Source organism: Alcanivorax sp. DP30 (assembly GCF_009882945.1).
GTDB lineage: Bacteria > Pseudomonadota > Gammaproteobacteria > Pseudomonadales > Alcanivoracaceae > Alcanivorax.
The window spans coordinates 394447-414898 of sequence record NZ_WTUY01000003.1; the positions used below are offsets into that span (position 1 = coordinate 394447).

Consider the following 20452-nt stretch of genomic DNA (forward strand, 5'->3'; position numbering starts at 1 on the left):
GTCACCCTTTCTCCTGTTGCTCGCCCCAGGTCACCGCCATGCCATCTGCATAACGCAGATCCACGCGGGTCACCTGGCGACTGTCCGTGCTCAGCACACCCCGATAAAGCCGTACGAAACGGCGAAGTTTGGTGGTGTAGTGCTCACGGTCGACCACCAGTTGCATATCGTTATCCAGCGTCAGCCGCGCGGTCAGCCGTGCGTTGACGTCCATGCTGCGAATGCCCAGATCCACATCCGCCAGCATCTTGCCCATGCTGTGATAGAAGCCCATGACTTCCTCCAGCCGTTGCTGCGGGCCATTCAGATGCGGCAGGCCCGTCAGGTCGTATTGCTTCAGTGCCTTGAACGGTTCGCCGCCATCGGAAATCAGCACCGTTTCGTTCCACACTGCTACCGGGCGTCGCTCACTGACCGTCAGCACCACGGTATCGGGCCACTGGCGGCGTACGGATACACCTTCTACCCAGCTCAACCCCTGTGCCTGCTGATAGATTTCTTCCAGCGGCACAGAAAAATAGTTTTCATCGCGAACCAGCGCCGCCAGTGCGGTCTGGATCTGTTGTTGGCGGCGCACATCGGTCACGCCATCAACGCCCACCTTGCGGACGGGATACCCGTCCAGCAGCGCCGGCAGGTAGATCACTCCGAGCAGCAGCACCATGGCCACACTGCCCACCAGCATCCACGGCACAGCGGCGGCGAGCCGCTCGCGCAATGGCACACCGGCTTGTTTCACCGGCTTGCGGCGGGCGCCCCGGGGCGTCGCGGCCTGCTTAGCCACCGTTCAACTCCGCTGGCCGTTGCTCCAGTGCCAGCAACAAAATCTCGCCACACAACACGTCAAAATTTCTGCCGGTCGCTTTTGCAGCCATGGGCACCAGGGAGTGATCGGTCATCCCCGGTACCGTATTCACTTCCAGCAACTGCCAGTTGCCGTCCTGATCACGCATCACGTCCACCCGGCCCCAACCGCGACAACCGGCTACCCGGAACGCCGTAAGCGCCAACTGACGAATGGCCGCCTCATCCGCATCAACCAGACCGGCGGGACAGAGATACTCCGTGCTGTCGGACTGGTACTTGGCCTCGAAGTCATAAAACGCATGGGGCGTCTTCAGTCGAATCGCCGGCAGCGCCTCGTCGCCGAGCACTGCCACGGTGTATTCCGGGCCGTTGACCCAGGCTTCTACCAGTACGTCAGAATCAAACTTGCCCGCTTCCTGCAGCGCCTGAGCCAGTTGCTCCGCGTTATCTGCCTTGGCCATACCAATAGAGGAACCCTCATGGGCCGGCTTGATCATCAGCGGAAAGCCCAGATTCGTGTCGTTGCGGCCAGCCACATAAAATGCCGGAGTCGGCAGACCTGCGCCCTTCCACAATTGCTTGGTGCGCACCTTGTCCATGCCGATGGCTGACGCCATCACCGAAGAACCGGTGTAGGGAATACCCAGGTGCTCCAGCACCCCCTGGATAACACCGTCTTCGCCGCCGCGACCATGCAGGGCGATAAAGGCAGCATCGAAGCCTTTCAACGCATCAACGCTGGTCTCAGATGGATCCACCAATTCGGCAATCACGCCCAGGTTACGCAGGGCCTGATGAACCGCTGCGCCACTTTTGAGAGACACAGGACGCTCGGCAGACTTGCCGCCTGCCAGTACCGCTACTCGGCCCACGTTGGCCAGTTTCTTCTTCAGCAGCACCTTATCCACGCTTGGCGCCTCCCTGTTCAGCCAGTTCTTTGGCGATGGCACCCACGTTGCCAGCACCCTGGGTGACCAGCAGATCACCGTCCTGCAACTGGGTAGCGAGGATGTCGGCCAGCTTGGCCGGGTCATCCACAAAGACGGGTTCAACCCGGCCACGTTTGCGAATGCTGCGACACAGGGCGCGAGCATCCGCACCGGGGATCGGATCTTCCCCGGCCCCATAGACTTCCAGCATCAACAACACATCCACCCCGGAAAGCACATCCACAAAATCTTCATAGAGATCCTGGGTACGGGTATAACGGTGCGGTTGGAACAGCATGGCCAGGCGACGTTCCGGCCAGCCGGCACGGATGGCATCGATGGTCACTGCCACTTCGCTGGGGTGATGACCGTAGTCATCCACCAGGGTCGCGCTACCGCCTTCGAAGTGGTACTCGCCCTGCACATCAAAGCGGCGACCGACCCCGGTAAAGTTATTCAGGCCACGAATGATGGCGTCATCATCCGCCCCTTCATCCGAGGCCACAGCAATGGCCGCCAGCGCATTCAATACGTTGTGCTTGCCGGGCATGTTGAGAGCGATTTGCAACGGCTCCCCTTCCTTGCGGATCACCCGAAAATTAGTGGTCATGCCTTGCTGCTGCACGTTCTCCGCACGCAGGTCTGCATCCTCACTGAAGCCGTAACGGATCACCTGACGATTCACCCGCGGCAACAACTTGCGCACCACCGGATCGTCGACGCACATCACCGCCACCCCGTAGAACGGCAGGTTGTGAAGAAACTCGATAAAGGTATTTTCCAGCCGGGCAAAATCCCCGCCGTAGGTGTGCATGTGATCCGCTTCGATATTGGTCACGATGGCACTCATGGGCTGCAGGTGCAGGAAGCTGGCGTCAGACTCATCCGCTTCCGCCACCAGATAACGGCTCTGCCCGAGGCGCGCATTGGTACCGGCACTGTTCAGTCGGCCACCGATGACAAAGGTCGGGTCCATGCCTGCTTCCGCCATGATCGCGGCGGTCATGGAGGTAGTAGTGGTCTTGCCGTGGGTGCCGGCAACAGCAATGCCGTGCCGGAAGCGCATCAGCTCCGCCAGCATCTGGGCACGGGGCACCACAGGAATGCGACGCTCGTGGGCTTCCGCCACTTCCTCGTTTTCAGTGGTCACTGCTGTGGACGTTACTACCACATCTGCGCCGTCGATATTCTCGGCGCGGTGGCCGATTTCCACACGCACACCCAGGCTGCGCAGGCGCGCCACCACGGCGGATTCCTTGATGTCACTGCCGCTGATGGCATAACCCTGGTTAGCCAGTACTTCGGCAATGCCACACATACCCACACCGCCAATGCCCACAAAGTGGATGCCACGGATGCGACGCATCTCCGGAACAATATGGATGTTGTCGTTATCGGCCATTGGCCACCTCCTGACACAGGGTGGCCGCGCGCTCGGCGCTATCGACCACGGCCTGTTCACGGGCCCGTTGCGCCATCTGCGCAAGGGCTCCGCGTTCTGCAACCGGTTTGAGAATGGCAGCCAGGCTGGCTGCGCTCAGTTCCCGCTGGGGCAGCAACAGGGCTGCACCCTTGTCTGACAGCCAACGGGCATTCAATGTCTGGTGATCATCCACGGCGGTGGGTAGCGGAATAAACAGGGCCGCGACACCAGCCGCCGCCACTTCTGCCACAGTCAGCGCTCCGGCGCGACAGATCACCAGATCCGCCCAGCCGTAGGCTTCTGCCATGTCATCAATAAACTCACTGACCTGGGCATTCACCCCCAGGGCATCATAAATAGGTGCCGCTTCACCGGTGCGACCCGCACCACATTGATGGCGAACCTGGATGTCATTGCCCAGCACCGCCAGCATCAGCTCAGGCAGATCCTGATTCAGCACCAACGCGCCCTGGCTGCCACCGACCACCAGCACCCGCAGACCGCCTTGATGGCGGGCATAACGGCCGGCTGGCTCATCAATGGCTGCAATTTCGGTTCTCACCGGATTGCCTACCCAGCAGGCGTCACGCTGGCCAAAGGCCCCATCGAACCCTTCCAGGGTCACCGCAGCCATCTTCGACAACAGGCGATTGGTCAGGCCAGGCACCGCATTCTGCTCATGGACCACCACCGGCACCTTGCACAGACGCGCCGCCAGGCCACCTGGGCCACTGGCGAAGCCGCCAAATCCTACCGCCAGCACCGGCTTGTGCTCACGGATCAATTGCCGTGCCTGCAGCACCGCGCGAAGCAGGTTGAATGGTGCAGTGAGCTTGCGCTTGAGACCGCCGCCCCGCAGACGGGATACGGACAGTTCAGCGATGTTGTAACCATGACGGCGCACCAGCTTGCCTTCCATGCCGTTCTCGGCGCCCAGCCAGAGAATGTCGAAACCGCGCTCACGGAGTTGATCCGCCACAGCCAATGCCGGGAATACGTGGCCGCCGGTACCACCGGCCATGATCAGGACAGTACTCATCGTGCTGCCCTCCCTCTGGCCTTGAGCTGCTCGGCCTCCGCGCCGGCGCGCAGGATCATGCCCACCATGGCGGCAGAAATCAGCAGGGAGGAGCCGCCATAGCTGATAAAAGGCAGCGTCAAACCCTTGGTGGGCAGCATGCCCATGTTCACACCCAGGTTGATAAAGGCCTGGGAGCAGAAAACGAAAGCACAGCCATACACCAGATAGGCGTGGTACAGAAAACCGCGCTCTTCCAGGGAATGTCCGAGCCGGAACACCCGCCAGCCGAGCAGGATGAAACCACTGATCAATGCGATGTTGCCCAGCAGACCCAACTCTTCGGCCATCACCGCATAAACGAAATCGGTATGGGCTTCCGGCAGGTAAAACAACTTCTGCACACTGTTGCCAAGCCCCACCCCGGTGAGATGACCGCGACCAAAGGCAATCAGGCTTTGGGTAAGCTGATACCCGGCCCCGAACTGGTCGGCCCAGGGATCAGTGAAGGTCATCAAGCGCGCCACACGGTAAGGCTCCGCAACAGCGACGATCGCGCCAAGCGCCACCGCTGCCAGACCAATCAGCAGGAAGCGCAGGGTCGGCACACCAGACAGGAACAGCATGCCCATGGCGGTAATACCCAGCACCACCACGGCGCCGAAATCCGGTTCCAGCAGCAGCAACACCATCAATACGCCAAGCAGCCCCAGCGGCAGCAGGAATGCCTTCCATTCGGTTTCCAGGGCGGCCTTTCGCTCTGCCACATACCCGGCCAGATACAACACAAAGCACAGCTTGACGATTTCCGACGCCTGAATCGTAAGGCCCGGCAAGGCAATCCAGCGAGTGGAGCCGTTAACGCTTCGACCCAGCCCCGGAATAAACACCATCACCAGCACCACCACTGCGATGGGCAGCATGAAAAAGCGCAGACGCTCCAGCAGGGCCAACGGCACCGCGTAGTACACAAAGGCACCCACACCCAGCCCCAGAGCCAGATAAATGCAGTGACGCAGAGCGTAATAGAACGGATCGCCCAGACGGGTTTCCGCGATCTGCAGGCTGGCAGAGGACACCATTACCAGGCCAGCCAGCGCCAGACCGATGGCGGTCCACAGCAGTGGCTTGTCCACCCCGCTGCTATCCAGTTTCAGGATCATGCGCTCAGTCATTGCACACCTCCTGAACCCGGCGAATAAAATCATCACCCCGGTCGCCAAAGCCCTTGTACATGTCGAAGGACGCGCACGCCGGAGACAGCAGTACCGCATCGCCAGGCTGGGCCAGGGCATAGGCCCGCTCGACAGCAGCCTGCATGTCCGCCACCAGCTCACAAGGCGCCGCGGACATACCCTGGGCCAGCAGGGCTCGGTCTTCGCCCATCAACAGGCCCGCGCGCAAATACTGACGTGCGGGTTCCGCCAACGGCGAAAAGTCCTGCCCTTTGCCCTGACCACCGGCAATCAGAATCACCTTGCCCTCAATGGACTCGCCAATACCCGTCATGGCCGCCAGCGTGGCGCCCACATTGGTGGCCTTGGAATCATTGAACCAGCGCACACCTCCAGCATCCGCCACCAGCTGACAGCGATGGGCAAGACCGGTGAACGCCTTGACCGTGGCCAACGCCTTGTCACGATTGAGGGCCAGCGCATCGCTGATGGCCAGCACCGCGAGAATATTCAGGGCGTTGTGATGACCGGTGAGCGCCAGCTCATCCAGTCCCAGCAGTTTTTCACCGCGGCACAACAGCACGCCATTATCACTGTCCAGACGGTAATCCGCTTCCGGATGAGCGCCAAACGTCACCTGGCGCGGCACGGATTCCGGTGGACGGGTAGCAAGGTCATCACGGTTCCACACCGCCACATGGCAGCCGTCATAGATGCGCTGTTTGGCCGCCAGATAGTCGGCAAAGCTGGCGTAACGATCCAGATGGTCCTGGGACACGTTCAAGATAGTGGCCACGTCAGCACTCAGGCTGTAGGTGGTTTCCAGCTGGAAGCTGGACAGTTCAAGCGCATAGAGACGCGCATCATCGTTAAGCAGATCCAGTGCCGGCACGCCCAGGTTGCCACCGATACCCGGGTTCATGCCGCAGGCGTCGGCCACCTGGCCCAGCAGAGTGGTAACGGTACTCTTGGCGTTGGAGCCGGTAATGGCTACCAGTGGCTCGCTGGCCGCGCGGGCAAACAGCTCCACATCCCCGATCACTTCCTTGCCGTCCACAATCTGCTCGGCAATGGCAGGCGTCGCTACCGCCACACCGGGACTGACGATCAGGCGGGAGGCTTTCTTCATCCAGCCGGCCTTGAAGCCGCCAGTGTGAATCTTCACCCCGGGAAACTCGGCCTGCAGGGCCTCCAGACCGGCCGGCTCGGCACGGGTATCCAGCGCACGCACAGGCATCCCCTGATCCGTCAGGTAACGGATCACGGAACGCCCGGTGACACCCAGGCCAATAACCAGATCGAAGCCGTCTTTCGCCATGCTCGAGTCAGTTCCTTATCGAATCTTCAGGGTCGCCAGACCCACCAGTACAAGAATCACGGTAATGATCCAGAACCGAACGATGATCTTCGGTTCCGGCCAGCCTTTCAGTTCAAAGTGGTGGTGAATCGGGGCCATGCGGAAAATACGCCGGCCAGTGAGCTTGAAGGAGCCCACCTGCAGCATCACCGACACTGTCTCCATCACGAACACACCACCCATGATGAACAGCACGATTTCCTGGCGGACGATCACGGCCATCACGCCCAGCACCGCTCCCAGCGCCAGCGCACCCACATCACCCATGAACACCTGGGCTGGATAGGCGTTAAACCACAGGAAACCGAGACCGGCACCACACAGGGCGGCGGAAATGATGACCAGCTCACCCGCCCCCGCCACGTAAGGGATCTGCAGATAGGTAGCGAATTCTGTATGGCCACCGGCATAAGCAAAGATACCCAGTGCGCCCCCCACCAGAACCGTGGGCATGATCGCCAGCCCATCAAGGCCATCGGTGAGATTCACCGCGTTGCTGGTGCCGTTAATCACGAAATAAGTGAGCACGATGTAGAACCAGCCCATGTTGATGGCCACACTCTTGAAGAACGGGACGATCAACTGGGTTTCTGCAGGACTTTGCGCGGTAAAGAACAAGGCAAACGCTGCGCCGAATGAGCCCACGGACAGCCACAGATACTTCCATTTCGCCGGCAGGCCACGGGGGTTCTTTTCTACCACCTTGCGCCAGTCGTCGACCCAGCCCACGGCGCCAAAGATGAACAGCACGCCAAGGGTGATCCACACAAAACGATTGCCAAGATCTGCCCACAGCAAGGTGGAAATCACAATGGCAACCAGGATCAGTGCGCCACCCATGGTCGGCGTACCCGCCTTGCTGAGATGACTCTTCGGACCATCATCACGAATGGCCTGCCCCACCTGCTTTTCCTGCAACATGCGGATCATGATCGGGCCCACCCAGAAGGCAATGAACAACGCCGTCAGTACGCTGAGAATGCCGCGCAGGGTGATGTACTGGAAAACCAGAAACCCGCTGTGGAATTGCGCCAGGTAGTCGGCCAGCCAGAGCAACATTAGTGAGCCCCCTCATTCTGTGTCTGTGGGCTATCGCCCTGTGTCAGTCGCTTCACCACCGCTTCCATACCGGCCGTGCGCGAACCTTTCACCAACACGGTGCCGCCGTCTTGCAACACCTGGGCACTCCAATCCACCGCCTGTTGATGGTCGTCAGCGATCCTTGCCTGATCGCCAAAGCCGCTGGCCGCCGTCTGCGCACCGCGCATGGCCACCAGATGTTCCAGATTCTTTTCGCGGGCGTAATCGCCCAGTTCCTGCACCAGGCTGTCCGCCTGCGGCCCCAGTTCGCCCATGGCACCCAGCACCAGCATGCGTGGGGCAGGCTGGGCAGACAGCCAGTCGATGGCGACCCGTACCGAGCCGGGGTTGGCATTGTAGGTGTCATCCACCAGCAACCCCTGCTTCACTCTGTGCAGATTCATGCGACCAGGCACTGGCTTGAGGTTGGCCAGTCGCGGCAGCGCATCCTTCAGATCCAGTCCCAACGCCTGTACGGCAGCAATGGCCATCAACGCATTGCTGACCTGATGGGCACCGGCCAGCGGCACGGTGACAGTGTGCCCGAGTGGCTGCAGCACGAAGCTCACCTTGTCCTGCTGCAGGACAATCTTCTCCGCGTACAGATCCGCCTGCTCCCGGACGCTGATTCGGATTACCTTCAGACCTGCCTTTTCGGCTTCACCGGCAAAGAACGCAGCGAAGCTGTCATCACCATTGATGATTGCCTGCCCTCCGGGCTGGCAACCGCCAAAAATTTCCGCTTTGGCGTTGGCGATACCCTGCATGGAGCCAAAGCCTTCCAGATGCGCTCCGGTCACATTGGTCACCAGCACGACGCGGGGTTTGGCCAGCGCGCTGGTCCAGGCGATTTCACCCGGCGCATTGGCACCCAGCTCGATCACCGCATGACGATGTTCGGCGTTCAGGCGCAGCAGCGTCAGCGGCACACCAATGTCGTTGTTGAAGTTGCCGGCGGTGGCCAGAGTGTCAGCGCCCAGCATGGCTGCGGCCATTTCCTTCACCGTAGTCTTGCCGGCGTTGCCGGTAACGGCCATGCGCTCGGCAGTAAACTGATCGGCATAACCGCTGGCCAGTTTGCCCAGCCCCTGACGGGTATCGGCGACCTTGACCGCACTGGCAAACGCATCCTGATCACGATCCACCAGTGCCGCTACCGCACCATCTGCCCTGGCTTGAGCGAGAAAATCATGCGCGTCGAAACGTTCACCCTTGAGCGCCACGAACAGACATCCCGGCTTCATGGCGCGGGTATCGGTAACCACCGCGCTGATCTGCACGTCTTCACCCACCAGCACGCCGCCGGTCCACTGGGCAACCTGGGACAGCCACATCATTGCGCGTCCTCCATGGTTGACAGTGCCGCCAGTGCCTGACGGGCCAGGTCGCGATCATCACTGGGATAACGCACACCGTTGATATCCTGGTAATCCTCATGGCCTTTTCCGGCCAGCAGAATCACATCGCCTGCCGCCGCACGACGCACGGTTTCCGCCACCGCCTCGGCACGCTCAACAATGGCCACTGTCTGGTCAGGGTTGGTCAGCCCGGACTGCATCTGCTCAATAATGATTTGCGGGTTTTCGCCACGCGGGTTGTCACTGGTCAGGACTACCTTATCGGCAAGCTGCTCAGCGGCCCGGGCCATCAAGGGGCGCTTGCCGGTATCACGGTCGCCCCCACAGCCGATAATGCAGTGCAGCCTGCCTTCGAAATGGGCACGGCAGGCCTGCAGGGCCTTTTCCAGGCCATCCGGGGTGTGGGCATAATCCACGATCACGGTGGGACCCTGTTCAGCTCTTACCGGTTCCATACGACCCGGCACCGGAGTCACCGCGGCCAACGCCTTGCCCAATGCCGCCGTATCAACGCCCTGGCCGTGCAGAATGGCCGCCACTGCCATCAGGTTGCTGAGATTGAACGGACCGAAGAGCGGCAGCGACACCGTTACGGTTTCGCCAGCCACATTCAGGGTGGCGCGCATGCCCAATGAATCGTAAGCCACCGTCTCGCAGCGGACGGTGGCGCCTTCCTGACCACCAAAGGTCACGCAGCGCACGCCATCAGCAATACAGCTCAACAGGGAGCTGGAGGCATGGTCGTCACAATTGATCACCGCCAACCGCACCCCGTCGCGGGTAAACAGCACGGATTTGGCCGCCAGGTAGGACTCCATGTCACCGTGATAGTCCAGGTGATCGCGGCTCAGGTTACTGAACACGGCAGTACCAATCACGCTGCTGCCCAGACGCCCTTGATCCAGCGCATGGGAAGACACCTCCATGGCTACACAATCGGCTCCCGCATCGCGGGCACTGGCCAGCGCAGCCTGCAGGGTGATCGGGTCCGGCGTAGTATGACCGGTCTGCAGTTCCTGCCCCTTGAGACCCACTCCCAACGTACCCACCAGGGCACAGCGGTGACCGAGGGCATTCAGAGCATCACGCAGGAACCAGGTAATACTGGTCTTGCCGTTGGTGCCAGTGACCCCGATCATCGCCATATTGTTAGCCGGCTCACCGAACCAGCGCGCCGCCACATCGCCCACCCGGGCTGCCAGCGCCGGCACATGCAGGCAAGGCACCTGCCCCTGGAAACTCACCGAAAACGGCTCGCTCTCTGCATCTGCAAGCACTACGGACGCCCCCGCCGCTACGGCCTGGGCGACAAAATGGCGGCCATCGCTGGCCACGCCGGGCACCGCCAAAAACGCCTGTCCCGCCTCCATCCGACGGCTGTCCAGCTGCAGGCCAGAAACGACGATACCTGCCACATTGGCAGGCAGGTTGAAGTCAGGAAGAAGTTGCTGGAGGCTCTTCATGAACGATCCTCCGTCTCCGGCGCACCCGCCAGCAGACCTTCCGGTCGGTCCGGTGGCACATGCAAGGTACGCAATACCCCGCTCATGATATTGGAGAACGCCGGCGCCGCGACCAGACCACCGTAATAGGCCTTGCCACGAGGATCATCGATCACCACCACGGTGACGATGCGGGGGTCCGTTGCCGGGGCCAGTCCGGCAAACAACCCGATGTAACTGTCATCGGCATAACCGCCGGCAACCACCTTGTGTACCGTGCCGGTCTTGCCTGCCACCTGGTAGCCCGGCACCTGGGCACGGCTGGCCGTACCCTCACGGCTAACCACCGTTTCCAGCATCTGTACCAGCTGGCGGGACGTTGCCTGCCCAATGACCTGCTCGCCACGGGGCGTGCCTTCTACCTTGCGCAGTGTCAGTGGCACCTTCATGCCGTCATTGGCAATCACCGCATAGGCCTGGGCCAGCTGGACGGCAGACACGCTCAGACCGTAACCATAGGACAGGGCCGCGCGCTCCACATCACGCCATTTGCTGCGCAGCGGCAGTAAACCATCGCTTTCGCCCGGGAAGGAAATACCGGTGGCCTGACCAAAACCAAAACGCTCCAGATAATCTGGCAGGGCCTGCTGATCCATGGCCAGGGCAAGCTTGCTGGTACCCACGTTGGAGCTCTTGGTGAGCACGGTGGTAATGTCGATGATGCCGTAGTCGCGATGGTCACGAATGGTCTTGGAACCCACCCGCAGCGTGCCCGGATGGGTATTGATGGTAGTGGACGGGGTCACCATTCCCATTTCCAGCGCCGCTGCCACGGTGAATGGTTTCATGGTAGAACCCGGCTCGAACAGATCGGTGACCGCGCGGTTGCGCAGGGACGCCGTGTCCATATTGCCGCGATTGTTGGGGTTGTAGGCCGGCTGATTAACCATGGCCAGCACTTCACCGGTGCGGACATCCACCACCACGGCGCTGCCGCCTTTGGCCTTGTGCTTCTGCACCGCACCTAGCAGCTCACGATAGGCGAGGTACTGCAGACGCAAGTCAATGCTCAGGGTCACGTCTTCGCCCGGCTCTGCTGGCTCCAGCACCTCAATGTCCTGAATGACCCGACCCAACAGATCACGCACCACCTTCTTGCGACCACTGTGGCCCTCAAGATGGGCATCCATGGCCAGCTCGGTGCCTTCCTGCCCCTGATCATCAATGTTGGTAAAGCCCACCACATGACTGGACACTTCACCGGCCGGATAGTAGCGACGGTACTCGGTGAGGGAGTGAATACCCGGCACATCAAGATCCAGAACTTTTCTGGCAGTTTCAGGCGCCAGACCGCGTTCCAGATAGACGAACTCACGGCTTTCGTGGCGGCGGACCTTCTTGGCAAATTCCTTCTGGCTGATCACCCCATTGTTGCCCAGACGCTGCCAGGCATCCTGATGCGCCAGTGCTTCACGGGGGTTTGCCCACAGCGTCACCACCGGGGTACTCACGGCCAGAGGCCGGCCGGCCCGATCTCGAATCACGCCACGATGCGCGGCCAGCGGCTCTACACGCAAGTTGCGAATATCGCCCTGGTGCGCCAGGAAATCGTGCTGAACCACCTGCAGATCGACCGCCCGAACCACCAACAGACAGGCACACACCGCCCAGAACCCCAGCACAAAGCGCCAGCGTGTCCGGAGGTTAGGTTGCCGTGTCTTGCGGACCCGGTTTTTCATGGTCGAATCAACACTCGCTCATCGGTTTTCGGTAACTTCATGCCCAGCTTTTCCCTTGCCAGGCGCTCCACCCGGGCATAGCTGCCCCAGGTGCTGTGCTCCAGCAACAACTGACTCCACTGGCTTTCCAGACGCGTCTGCTGCTGCTGCAATTTCTGACTCTCATCAGTGAGTCGACGCGCTTCATGAACGCTGTAGCTCACCGCCAGGGCAGACAACGCAATCAACGCCACCAGCCCTCGAATGGCCCAGGGCGCAGTCACGCCACCTTCTCCGCCACCCGCAACACCGCACTACGCGAACGGACATTCACTTTCAGTTCGCTCTTGCTGGCCCGTATCGCCTTGCCAATCGGTTCCAGCTGCTGTGGCAACTCATCGCCCAACGGCAAACCGCCGCGCCCTTTCGGAGCCCGGCCGGAATGATCGCGAATGAACAGCTTCACGATCCGGTCTTCCAGAGAATGGAAGCTGATAATGGCGAGACGCCCGCCGATGGCGAGCGTCTCCAGGGACTGTTCCAGCACTTCTGTCAGCGCATCCAGTTCCCCGTTTATATGTATTCGCAGCGCCTGAAAGCTTCGCGTGGCCGGATGCTTGCCGGTCTCATTACGCCCCAGCACCGATTCAATCAGGTCTGCCAGCTGCAAGGTGCGAGTTATCGGCTGCTCCTTGCGGGTTTCACAGATGCGCTTGGCAATCCAGCGAGACTTGCGTTCCTCGCCATAGCGGTAGAGCACATCGGCAATGTCTTTTTCATCCGCGCGCGCCAGCCAGTCGGCCGCGCTCTCACCGGAAGTGGGATCCATGCGCATGTCCAACGGACCATCACGCAGGAAGCTGAAACCACGGCCAGCATCATCCAGCTGCGGAGACGACACCCCCAGATCCAGCAACAGCCCATCGATGGGACGCCCCTGCTCTGCAACAACCTCCGGCAGACAATCAAAACGACTGGCCTTGATACGGAAACGGCCATCCTCACTGGCCAGTTTCTCGCCTTCGGCGATAGCCAGAGGATCGCGATCGATGCCGGTCAGGCAGCCTTCGGGGTCCAGCTTTGCCAGCAGCGCACGACTATGACCACCTCGCCCGAAGGTGCCATCCACGTAAAAGCCATCGCTACGGCTAAACCACATTTCCAGTACCTCCTCCAGTAACACTGGCAGGTGCTCGTACTGCTTCCCTGTGTCGGTCATCAGAAAGACAGCTCCTGCACACTGTCCGGCAAGGCTTCCGGGTCCAGGGTGCAGTCTTCTTCTGACCAGCTTTCGGCTGTCCATATTTCAAAACGGTGCATCTGACCGATCAACATGGCCTGTTTCTCCAGACCAATAGCGGCACGCAACTCCGGCGGCACCAGCAGACGGCCATTGCTGTCCATCTCGATTTCCACCGCCTGACCAAGAAAACGACGCTTGAGCTGACGCACATGAGCGTTGGAGTCCCGCTGGGCAGACAGCTTGTTGGCGGTTTCGGTGAATTCATCAATGGGATACAGAGCCAGGCACTCATCAAAGGGGTGACGGGTAAGCACAAGCTGGCCGCCGCAAGCTTCGAGCAACGAAGCGCGGTACCGGGTCGGCATGGTAAGCCGCCCCTTGGCATCCAGATTGAGTGATGTGCTCCCAGTAAACACTGGCTGTCCTCGGTCTCTTGGTTAGGGGACTCCGTTTGTGAGCCTTGGCCCACTTTGCGACACCTGCCACACGAAATTTCCCACTTTTTCCCACTTTTCACCACATTGAGACACTCTAGGGCCACAGCAAAGCCCAAGTCAAGCAATCAGCACTCTGCAAACGTAAAAGAAAATCTAGACAAATCAGCCTGTTAGCGCGCAAAGGGGCGCCAGATCATGAAATTACGAGGTGCTCAAGGGAGGGAGTTTCGAGACGAATCAGAGCGCTGGGACGCGCTAGTGAGAAAGCACTTTAAGTGTTAGACAAATTAGTTATTACTAACGGCAATCTTTATTACAAAAGCATCTTCAGCCCCCGGGAAGACGGAAATCGGCCTCCGACAGCAGGTCCACACCACATTCCAGATCCGCAAGCCAGGCCAGGAAGCGCCCCACCTGCTCCCCCGTAAAGTAGCCACCATGCTGCGGAACAATCATGGCCGGATTGAGCTTGCGCACCATGCTTGCCCACAAACGGCAAGCTCGGTTGCTGGCCATGTAACGCCGATGAAAGCCTGACATGCTGCTGACGTGCTCATGGAAGTCTTCCACCTCGCCCTCCTCACCACCCAGCGATGCCCCTACATCACCGGAAAAGAGGATACGGCTGACCGGGTCATAGAAGCTGAAGTTGCCCACTGAATGGAGAAAATGCGCGGGCAGCACCCACAACCCTTCATCCCCAAAGGGCAAAACCGTCCCCTGATCTCCCACCCCTTGAATACGCGCCTGCAACTGCTCACCCATACGGCTGATCTCGTAGCTGGAGGCCAGGTGAGGTAGGAAACGCGCCCACAGCCGACTGACCACCACCCGACATGGAGTATGCATCAGCCAGCGCGGCAGCGAGGCGATGATATCCGGGTCCTGATGGGAAGCGAGAATGTACTCCAGATTGTCCAGCTTGATCAGCCGGCTAAGCACAATATTGAGAGGGGTAAAGGTGAGATCCCCACCGGGATCGATCAGCGCTGCACGCTGACCATGACGAATACAGAACTGATTCGCCTGCACTCCTTCACCGGTGACCAGATCCGCAAAGCGAAGTACTTCATGATCATCACAACGGTACAGGGTGTCGATCCGGGACATGGTGCGCTCTCCGACAGGTAATCCGTTAGCGGGGAGCGCAGTCTAAGCCCTTCTTCTGATGGAGACTTGATGCACATCAAGACCATCAACAATTCAGTTGGACCGGTCGATAAGCCGGGTTCTGTCGTGGACAGTCATTCATCTGGGGCTGACGTCGCCATCAACCTCTAGCAACCTACCCGGATCCAGCGCGGGCCACGCCATCGGATCCCTATTTGGTCTTGCTCCGGGTGGGGTTTACCCTGCCACCGCTGTTGCCAGCGGCGCGGTGCGCTCTTACCGCACCTTTTCACCCTTACCTGAACCCTCCGAAGAAGGAACGGGCGGTATCTTCTCTGTGGCACTAGCCGTAGCCCCACCGTCACCAGTGAGGCCCCCAGGCGTTACCTGGCACCCTGCCCTGTGGAGCCCGGACTTTCCTCCAGCAGTCCCTTCAAAGAAAGGCGCTGCCAGCGACTGTCTGACCGGTCCGGGGGCGAGTGTAATCAGTTAATAATTAATAGTGAATAATTAATAGCTGCGCGGCGAATCTTTTCTGGACCAGAAACGCATGAGGCCGCCCCCCAATCGCTGGACGCGGCCTCATTCGCCTGAGAACCAAACAGGCCGGTTTGCGAGTTATTAACTATTCATTATTAATGATTCATTGTCTCCAGAAGCGCATACACCGCCTGTCGCTTCATCCCGGTATGGGCCGCCAGGATCTTGGCTGCCCGGGAGGCGGGCAGTTCGGCCAGTAGCAGTTTGGCCAGGGCCTGGTCGTTGTCGCTCCAACCGGCGGTCTGCTCGGCAGGGGAAAGGATCAATACCAGTTCACCGCGCTGCTGATTGCTGTCGCCAGCTACCCACTCGCACAGCTCCGCCACGGTTCCACGGCGGATGGTTTCGAATTGTTTGGTGAGCTCGCGGCAGAGGGTAATTTCCCGCTTCGGCGACACCTCCTCACGCATGGCCTCCAGAAAGGACAGCACTCGGTGAGGCGCCTCATAGATGATGCTGGTCACCTCTGCCGTTGCAAGACGCTCAATAGCCTGCTGGCGCGGCGCCCCTCTGGAAGGAATAAACCCTTCGAACAGGAACCGGTCAGAGGGCTGCCCCGCCGCCGCCAATGCCGCCAGCAGCGCCGACGCCCCCGGCACCGGCACCACCTGAACGCCAGCATCCTGACAGGCGCGCACCAGCCGATAGCCCGGATCGCTGACCAATGGCGTCCCGGCGTCACTGATCAGCGCACCTTTTTCACCATTTTTCATTCTCTCAACCAGCTCTGCACTGCGTTGATTTTCATTATGATCATGACAACTGATCATCCGCTTGCGCAGCCCCAGTTGATCCAGCAGACGCTGGCTATGCCGCGTATCCTCTGCCGCCACCCAGTCCACACTTTCCAGCACGGAAACTGCACGGCGGGAAATATCATCAAGATTCCCTATGGGTGTACTCACTACATACAAGACAGAGTTCATAATTGTCGAACTTCCTCATGACTGGCCGCTGGAGACCCTACTTCGAAGCGCCTACAATAGCCGCTCCATTCTGGTAATACGAACCTCTCGCCATGGATTTCAAAAAGGCAAACTGGATTGCACTGGTCGCCACCTTTGCACTCGCAAGCTGTAGCACCACCCCAACCAGCACCAGCCAACCCGCATCCTTGCCCGTGGAGAAATCCGCCGGCATGGACGAGGCACCGGAATCACTCTCCGTTGCGCGCGCGCAGCTGGCTGCCCAGGCGACGCCGGAGTTTCTTGTCAATACCACTCTGGCCTGGGCCGCCGAGTATCTGCAGAAGCAACGCCCTGAAGATGCCGAGCAATTGCTGAGCGACCTGAACCCGGATTCTCTCACCACCGAAAAACGCTTTCAGTGGATTCTTCTCAGCGGACGCGCAGCCCTGAGCCAGCAAAACGCCACACCGGCTGTTGAGCTGCTGGCCCGTTATGAAGATGAGATTCTGCAATACCCGGTTGAACAGCAGGCTCAACTTGATCTGCTGCGTGCCGACGCCCTGGCCATGGAGGGCAAACTGCTCGACAGCCTGCAGCAACGCGTTGCCGCCCACCCGCTGCTTGACGACCAGGACCAGGACTACAACCACGGCATGATCTGGCAACTGCTGATGCAGATGTCGCCCCAGGAACTGGCCAGCGCCATTCAATCCAGCAGTGGTGATCTGCGTGGCTGGCTCACCCTGGCACAACTCTATCGAGACCCGATTGCCGACCTTGATGCCCAGGTGGCACGACTGGACCAGTGGAGCGCCCAATGGCGAACTCACCCGGCCATTTCCGACGTGCCAGCCATGCTCGACGCACTCAAGGAAGCCGCCAGCCATCGCCCCAGCCAGGTTGCCATTCTGCTGCCCACCAGCGGGCCCCTGCAAAACGTGGGAAAAACCCTGCAGGAAGGCATCATGACGGCCCATTACCAGCAAAAGCAGAACAGCCTTTCGCCTGTGCTGCGCTTCTATGATTCCGGCCCGGACAACATTCTCGCCGTATACCAGCAAGCCATTAATGATGGAGCGGACTTTGTACTTGGCCCGCTATCCAAGGAAAAAGCCGCCACCATTGCCGCCCAGGGCACCCTGCCCGCTACCACCCTGGCGCTGAACTATATTGAAAATGATCAGGTGCCGGAAAACTTTTTCCAGTTTGGCCTGGCGCCGGAAGACGAAGCACGCCAGATCGCCCGCCAAGGCGCCCGCGAAGGCAACACCCAGGCCGGCATTCTTTACCCTCAGGGAGACTGGGGCGAACGCGTCGCACAGGCCTTTGTGGAGGAATGGCAGAACCTGCAGGGCACTGTCACTGTGACACGGGCCTATCAGGAAGGGCCCGAAATTGGTCAGACAGTGGAAGAGCTGCTTCTGGTTGCCCAGAGTGAACAACGGGGCAAGGACGTGAGCCGGTTTACCAACCTGGACATGGACATCCAGCCCCGCCGCCGTCAGGACATGGATTTCCTGCTCCTGATTGCCAATCCCAATCAGGGGCGCCAGGTGAAACCGGCTCTGAATTTCCACTACGCCAAGGATCTGCCGGTGTACTCCACTTCACTGATTTACAGTGGCGAGAGCAACCCTCGCCGGGATCAGGATCTCAACGGCATCCGTTTTGTGGATATGCCCTGGATCATCGGCGACCAGAACAGCGACCTTCACCAGGTTGCCGCCGAGCAATGGCCAGACGGGCATGGCCGCTATGAGCGTCTCTACGCCATGGGCATTGATGCCTATCGCCTGCAAAGTCGCCTCTACCTGCTCAACACGCTGCCCTCCAGCGAATTGCCCGGCGCCACCGGCCGCCTGCAGATCCGCAATCAACAGGTTGTCCGCAAACTGGACTGGGCAATCTTCATGCGTGGCGAAGCCAAAGCCCTGCCCCAGGTGACTAACCCCGTCAACAGTCTGCCTGTTCGCAGTAATGCCGTTTCTTCCGCGCCGTAAGGCGCAGGGTGACAAGGCCGAGGCCGCTGCCGAGCAATGGCTCGAGCAGCAAGGTCTGAGCCTGGTCACCCGCAATTACCGCTGCCGACAGGGCGAGATTGATCTGGTCATGCTGGATCAGGATAGCCTGGTATTTGTTGAAGTGCGCTGGCGCAAGACACAAAGCCACGGTGGCGCACTGGCGTCGGTGGACCACCACAAGCAACGCCGCCTGATACAGGCCGCCAGGCACTTCCTGGCCAAACACCCCATACATCAACAGCGCCCCTGCCGCTTTGATGTTATTGGCATGGAACCGGACAATAGCGGTTCTGTCAGTTATCAATGGATACAAAATGCGTTCTACAGCGAATAAGCTGTAGTCACTGCATCAGAGACAAGACCAGTCGAGGTATTTATGAGCGTGGACCGAATCCGGCAACTGTTTGCCGAAAGCATTGAAACCAAGGCCAAGGCCGGCGAAGTCCTGCCCAGCGTTATCGAGGCCGCCGGCCAGGCCATGGTCGAATGTCTGCTAAATGGCGGCAAGATCCTCACCTGTGGCAATGGCGGCTCCGCCGGGGATGCCCAGCACTTTTCCTCGGAACTGCTTAACCGTTTCGAGATGGAGCGCCCGGCCCTCCCCGCCATCGCCCTGACCACGGACTCGTCCACGCTGACTTCCATTGCCAACGACTACAGCTACAACGAGATTTTCTCCAAGCAGGTTCGCGCACTGGGTGGTAGCGGCGACATCCTTCTCGCCATCTCCACCAGCGGCAATTCTGCCAACGTGATTCAGGCCATCCAGGCAGCCCATGACAGGGAAATGCGCGTGGTCGCAATGACTGGCAAGGAAGGCGGCGAGATGGTTAACCTGTACGGCCCCGAAGACATCGAGATTCGTGTACCGGCCACCTCTACCGCGCGCATCCAGGAAGTTCACCTGCTGGTGATCCACGCGCTCTGTGACCATATTGACCAGCAATTGTTCGGAGGCCAGTAAGCCACCATGCGAACCCCCACTGCATTGCTCTTCAGTCTGCTTGCGGCCTGTCTGACCCTGTCCGGCTGCGTTTCTCTCACCAAGGGAATGTCTGACCAGCCCACCGACCAGGATCGCGGCTCACGCACCTTTGGAGCCTTCTGGGAAGACGGCAGCATCGAGCGCAAGGCCCGCATCAATATTGCCCGGGCCAGTGAAGAACTGGATCAGTCGCGCATCATTGTCGTCAGTTTTAACGGTAATGTGCTACTGGCGGGCCAGGTCGCGACTGAAGACCTGAAAAGCCAGGCCGGCAACATCGCCTCCCAGGTCCGCCACGTGCGCAACGTGCACAATGAAATCGCGGTAGCCGGCGGCAGCTCCTTTCTGGCCCGCACCAACGACACCTGGCTTACCAGCAAGGTAAAAAGCCGCCTGTTCGTTAACGGCGACGCCCCCGGCAATCGCACCAAGGTCGTCACAGAAAATGGCGTGGTTTATCTGATGGGGCTGCTCACCCATGCTGAAGCGGATGCGGTAGTCGAGCAGGCGCAGAAGGTGTATGGGGTGCAGAAGATCGTGAAGATCATCGAGTATATCGATTAGGAACTTCGCGCATCAGGCAACACAAAAAAGCCCGCTTACCGAGCGGGCTTTTTTGTGGCTGCAAAACCGCTCTCGCTGTCGCCCAGTTTGCCCTGCAAGTATGGGTTATTCGCTGCGCGCTGGTCCCACCTGATGACGCCAGCGCCTAGAAATAGCGCTTGCGCCACTCTGCAGGAGCCTGCCTGCAGGCTCCTACAGCGGCTTCGTAGAAAAGCAGAGAAATTGGGGAACTTTTGGGGGCGTCCAATCCAAGCGTAGCTTGTAGCTTGTAGCTTGTAGCTTGTAGCTTGTAGCTTGTAGCTTGTAGCTTGTAGCTTGTAGCTTGTAGCTTGTAGCT

19 protein-coding genes and 1 other RNA gene are annotated in these 20452 nt (G+C 59.9%); 4 read left to right on the plus strand and 16 right to left on the minus strand.

Translation table 11 applies throughout. From position 1 onward, the window contains the following. Window position 1: 1 nt before the first annotated feature. From GQF00_RS06110 to rsmI, 16 genes are all read right to left on the minus strand, one after another. Window positions 2-784, minus strand: a complete 783-nt coding sequence (locus GQF00_RS06110; RefSeq protein ID WP_161318270.1) for a cell division protein FtsQ/DivIB — start codon at window positions 782-784, stop codon at window positions 2-4. After that, window positions 777-1715 (minus strand): D-alanine--D-alanine ligase, encoded by a 939-nt coding sequence (locus tag GQF00_RS06115; RefSeq protein WP_161318271.1) that lies wholly within the window; start codon window positions 1713-1715, stop codon window positions 777-779. The genes GQF00_RS06110 and GQF00_RS06115 overlap by 8 nt, the downstream gene beginning before the upstream one ends. Further along, on the minus strand, window positions 1708-3138 hold the full coding sequence (murC, locus tag GQF00_RS06120; protein WP_161318272.1) for a UDP-N-acetylmuramate--L-alanine ligase: 1431 nt from the start codon (window positions 3136-3138) through the stop codon (window positions 1708-1710). The genes GQF00_RS06115 and murC overlap by 8 nt, the downstream gene beginning before the upstream one ends. Continuing rightward, complete coding sequence (murG, locus tag GQF00_RS06125; protein ID WP_161318273.1) at window positions 3128-4198, minus strand: undecaprenyldiphospho-muramoylpentapeptide beta-N-acetylglucosaminyltransferase; 1071 nt, start codon at window positions 4196-4198, stop codon at window positions 3128-3130. The genes murC and murG overlap by 11 nt, the downstream gene beginning before the upstream one ends. Next, window positions 4195-5352 carry a putative lipid II flippase FtsW gene (ftsW, locus tag GQF00_RS06130; protein WP_161318274.1) on the minus strand — a complete coding sequence of 386 codons (1158 nt, stop codon included), beginning with the start codon at window positions 5350-5352 and terminating at the stop codon, window positions 4195-4197. The genes murG and ftsW overlap by 4 nt, the downstream gene beginning before the upstream one ends. Beyond that, window positions 5345-6670 carry a UDP-N-acetylmuramoyl-L-alanine--D-glutamate ligase gene (gene murD, locus GQF00_RS06135; RefSeq protein WP_161318275.1) on the minus strand — a complete coding sequence of 442 codons (1326 nt, stop codon included), beginning with the start codon at window positions 6668-6670 and terminating at the stop codon, window positions 5345-5347. Before murD ends, ftsW begins: the two co-directional genes overlap by 8 nt. 15 nt (window positions 6671-6685) lie before the next feature. Then, window positions 6686-7768, minus strand: coding sequence for a phospho-N-acetylmuramoyl-pentapeptide-transferase (gene mraY, locus GQF00_RS06140; protein ID WP_161318276.1), 1083 nt, complete (start codon window positions 7766-7768; stop codon window positions 6686-6688). Further along, window positions 7768-9126 (minus strand): UDP-N-acetylmuramoyl-tripeptide--D-alanyl-D-alanine ligase, encoded by a 1359-nt coding sequence (murF, locus tag GQF00_RS06145; RefSeq protein ID WP_161318277.1) that lies wholly within the window; start codon window positions 9124-9126, stop codon window positions 7768-7770. The genes mraY and murF overlap by 1 nt, the downstream gene beginning before the upstream one ends. Then, window positions 9123-10610 (minus strand): UDP-N-acetylmuramoyl-L-alanyl-D-glutamate--2,6-diaminopimelate ligase, encoded by a 1488-nt coding sequence (locus tag GQF00_RS06150; protein ID WP_161318278.1) that lies wholly within the window; start codon window positions 10608-10610, stop codon window positions 9123-9125. The genes murF and GQF00_RS06150 overlap by 4 nt, the downstream gene beginning before the upstream one ends. After that, window positions 10607-12328, minus strand: a complete 1722-nt coding sequence (locus GQF00_RS06155) for a penicillin-binding protein 2 (RefSeq protein ID WP_161318279.1) — start codon at window positions 12326-12328, stop codon at window positions 10607-10609. The genes GQF00_RS06150 and GQF00_RS06155 overlap by 4 nt, the downstream gene beginning before the upstream one ends. Further along, on the minus strand, window positions 12325-12591 hold the full coding sequence (gene ftsL / locus GQF00_RS06160) for a cell division protein FtsL (protein WP_161318280.1): 267 nt from the start codon (window positions 12589-12591) through the stop codon (window positions 12325-12327). Before ftsL ends, GQF00_RS06155 begins: the two co-directional genes overlap by 4 nt. Next, window positions 12588-13526, minus strand: coding sequence for a 16S rRNA (cytosine(1402)-N(4))-methyltransferase RsmH (gene rsmH / locus GQF00_RS06165; RefSeq protein WP_161318281.1), 939 nt, complete (start codon window positions 13524-13526; stop codon window positions 12588-12590). The genes ftsL and rsmH overlap by 4 nt, the downstream gene beginning before the upstream one ends. Then, window positions 13526-13966 (minus strand): division/cell wall cluster transcriptional repressor MraZ, encoded by a 441-nt coding sequence (gene mraZ / locus GQF00_RS06170; RefSeq protein ID WP_161318282.1) that lies wholly within the window; start codon window positions 13964-13966, stop codon window positions 13526-13528. The genes rsmH and mraZ overlap by 1 nt, the downstream gene beginning before the upstream one ends. A gap of 348 nt (window positions 13967-14314) precedes the next feature. Further along, window positions 14315-15097 (minus strand): MBL fold metallo-hydrolase, encoded by a 783-nt coding sequence (locus GQF00_RS06175; RefSeq protein WP_161318283.1) that lies wholly within the window; start codon window positions 15095-15097, stop codon window positions 14315-14317. Window positions 15098-15191: 94 nt separating this feature from the next. Continuing rightward, an RNA gene (gene rnpB, locus GQF00_RS06180) (RNase P RNA component class A) lies at window positions 15192-15569 on the minus strand. A 163-nt stretch (window positions 15570-15732) separates the two neighbouring features. Next, window positions 15733-16563, minus strand: coding sequence for a 16S rRNA (cytidine(1402)-2'-O)-methyltransferase (gene rsmI, locus GQF00_RS06185; protein ID WP_161318284.1), 831 nt, complete (start codon window positions 16561-16563; stop codon window positions 15733-15735). A gap of 92 nt (window positions 16564-16655) precedes the next feature. On the opposite strand from rsmI, the gene GQF00_RS06190 reads away from it, so the two are divergent. From GQF00_RS06190 to GQF00_RS06205, 4 genes are read left to right on the plus strand one after another with little or no spacing between them, the layout of a single operon-like run. Continuing rightward, the gene (locus GQF00_RS06190) at window positions 16656-18545 is read left to right on the plus strand and encodes a penicillin-binding protein activator (RefSeq protein WP_161318285.1); all 1890 of its coding nucleotides are present in this window, start codon (window positions 16656-16658) and stop codon (window positions 18543-18545) included. Continuing rightward, on the plus strand, window positions 18523-18900 hold the full coding sequence (locus tag GQF00_RS06195) for a YraN family protein (RefSeq protein WP_161318286.1): 378 nt from the start codon (window positions 18523-18525) through the stop codon (window positions 18898-18900). The genes GQF00_RS06190 and GQF00_RS06195 overlap by 23 nt, the downstream gene beginning before the upstream one ends. A gap of 42 nt (window positions 18901-18942) precedes the next feature. Continuing rightward, window positions 18943-19530 (plus strand): phosphoheptose isomerase, encoded by a 588-nt coding sequence (locus GQF00_RS06200; RefSeq protein WP_161318287.1) that lies wholly within the window; start codon window positions 18943-18945, stop codon window positions 19528-19530. A 6-nt stretch (window positions 19531-19536) separates the two neighbouring features. Next, entirely contained in the window at window positions 19537-20115 is a 579-nt protein-coding gene (locus GQF00_RS06205; RefSeq protein WP_161318288.1) for a BON domain-containing protein, read from the plus strand. Window positions 20116-20452 lie beyond the last annotated feature (337 nt).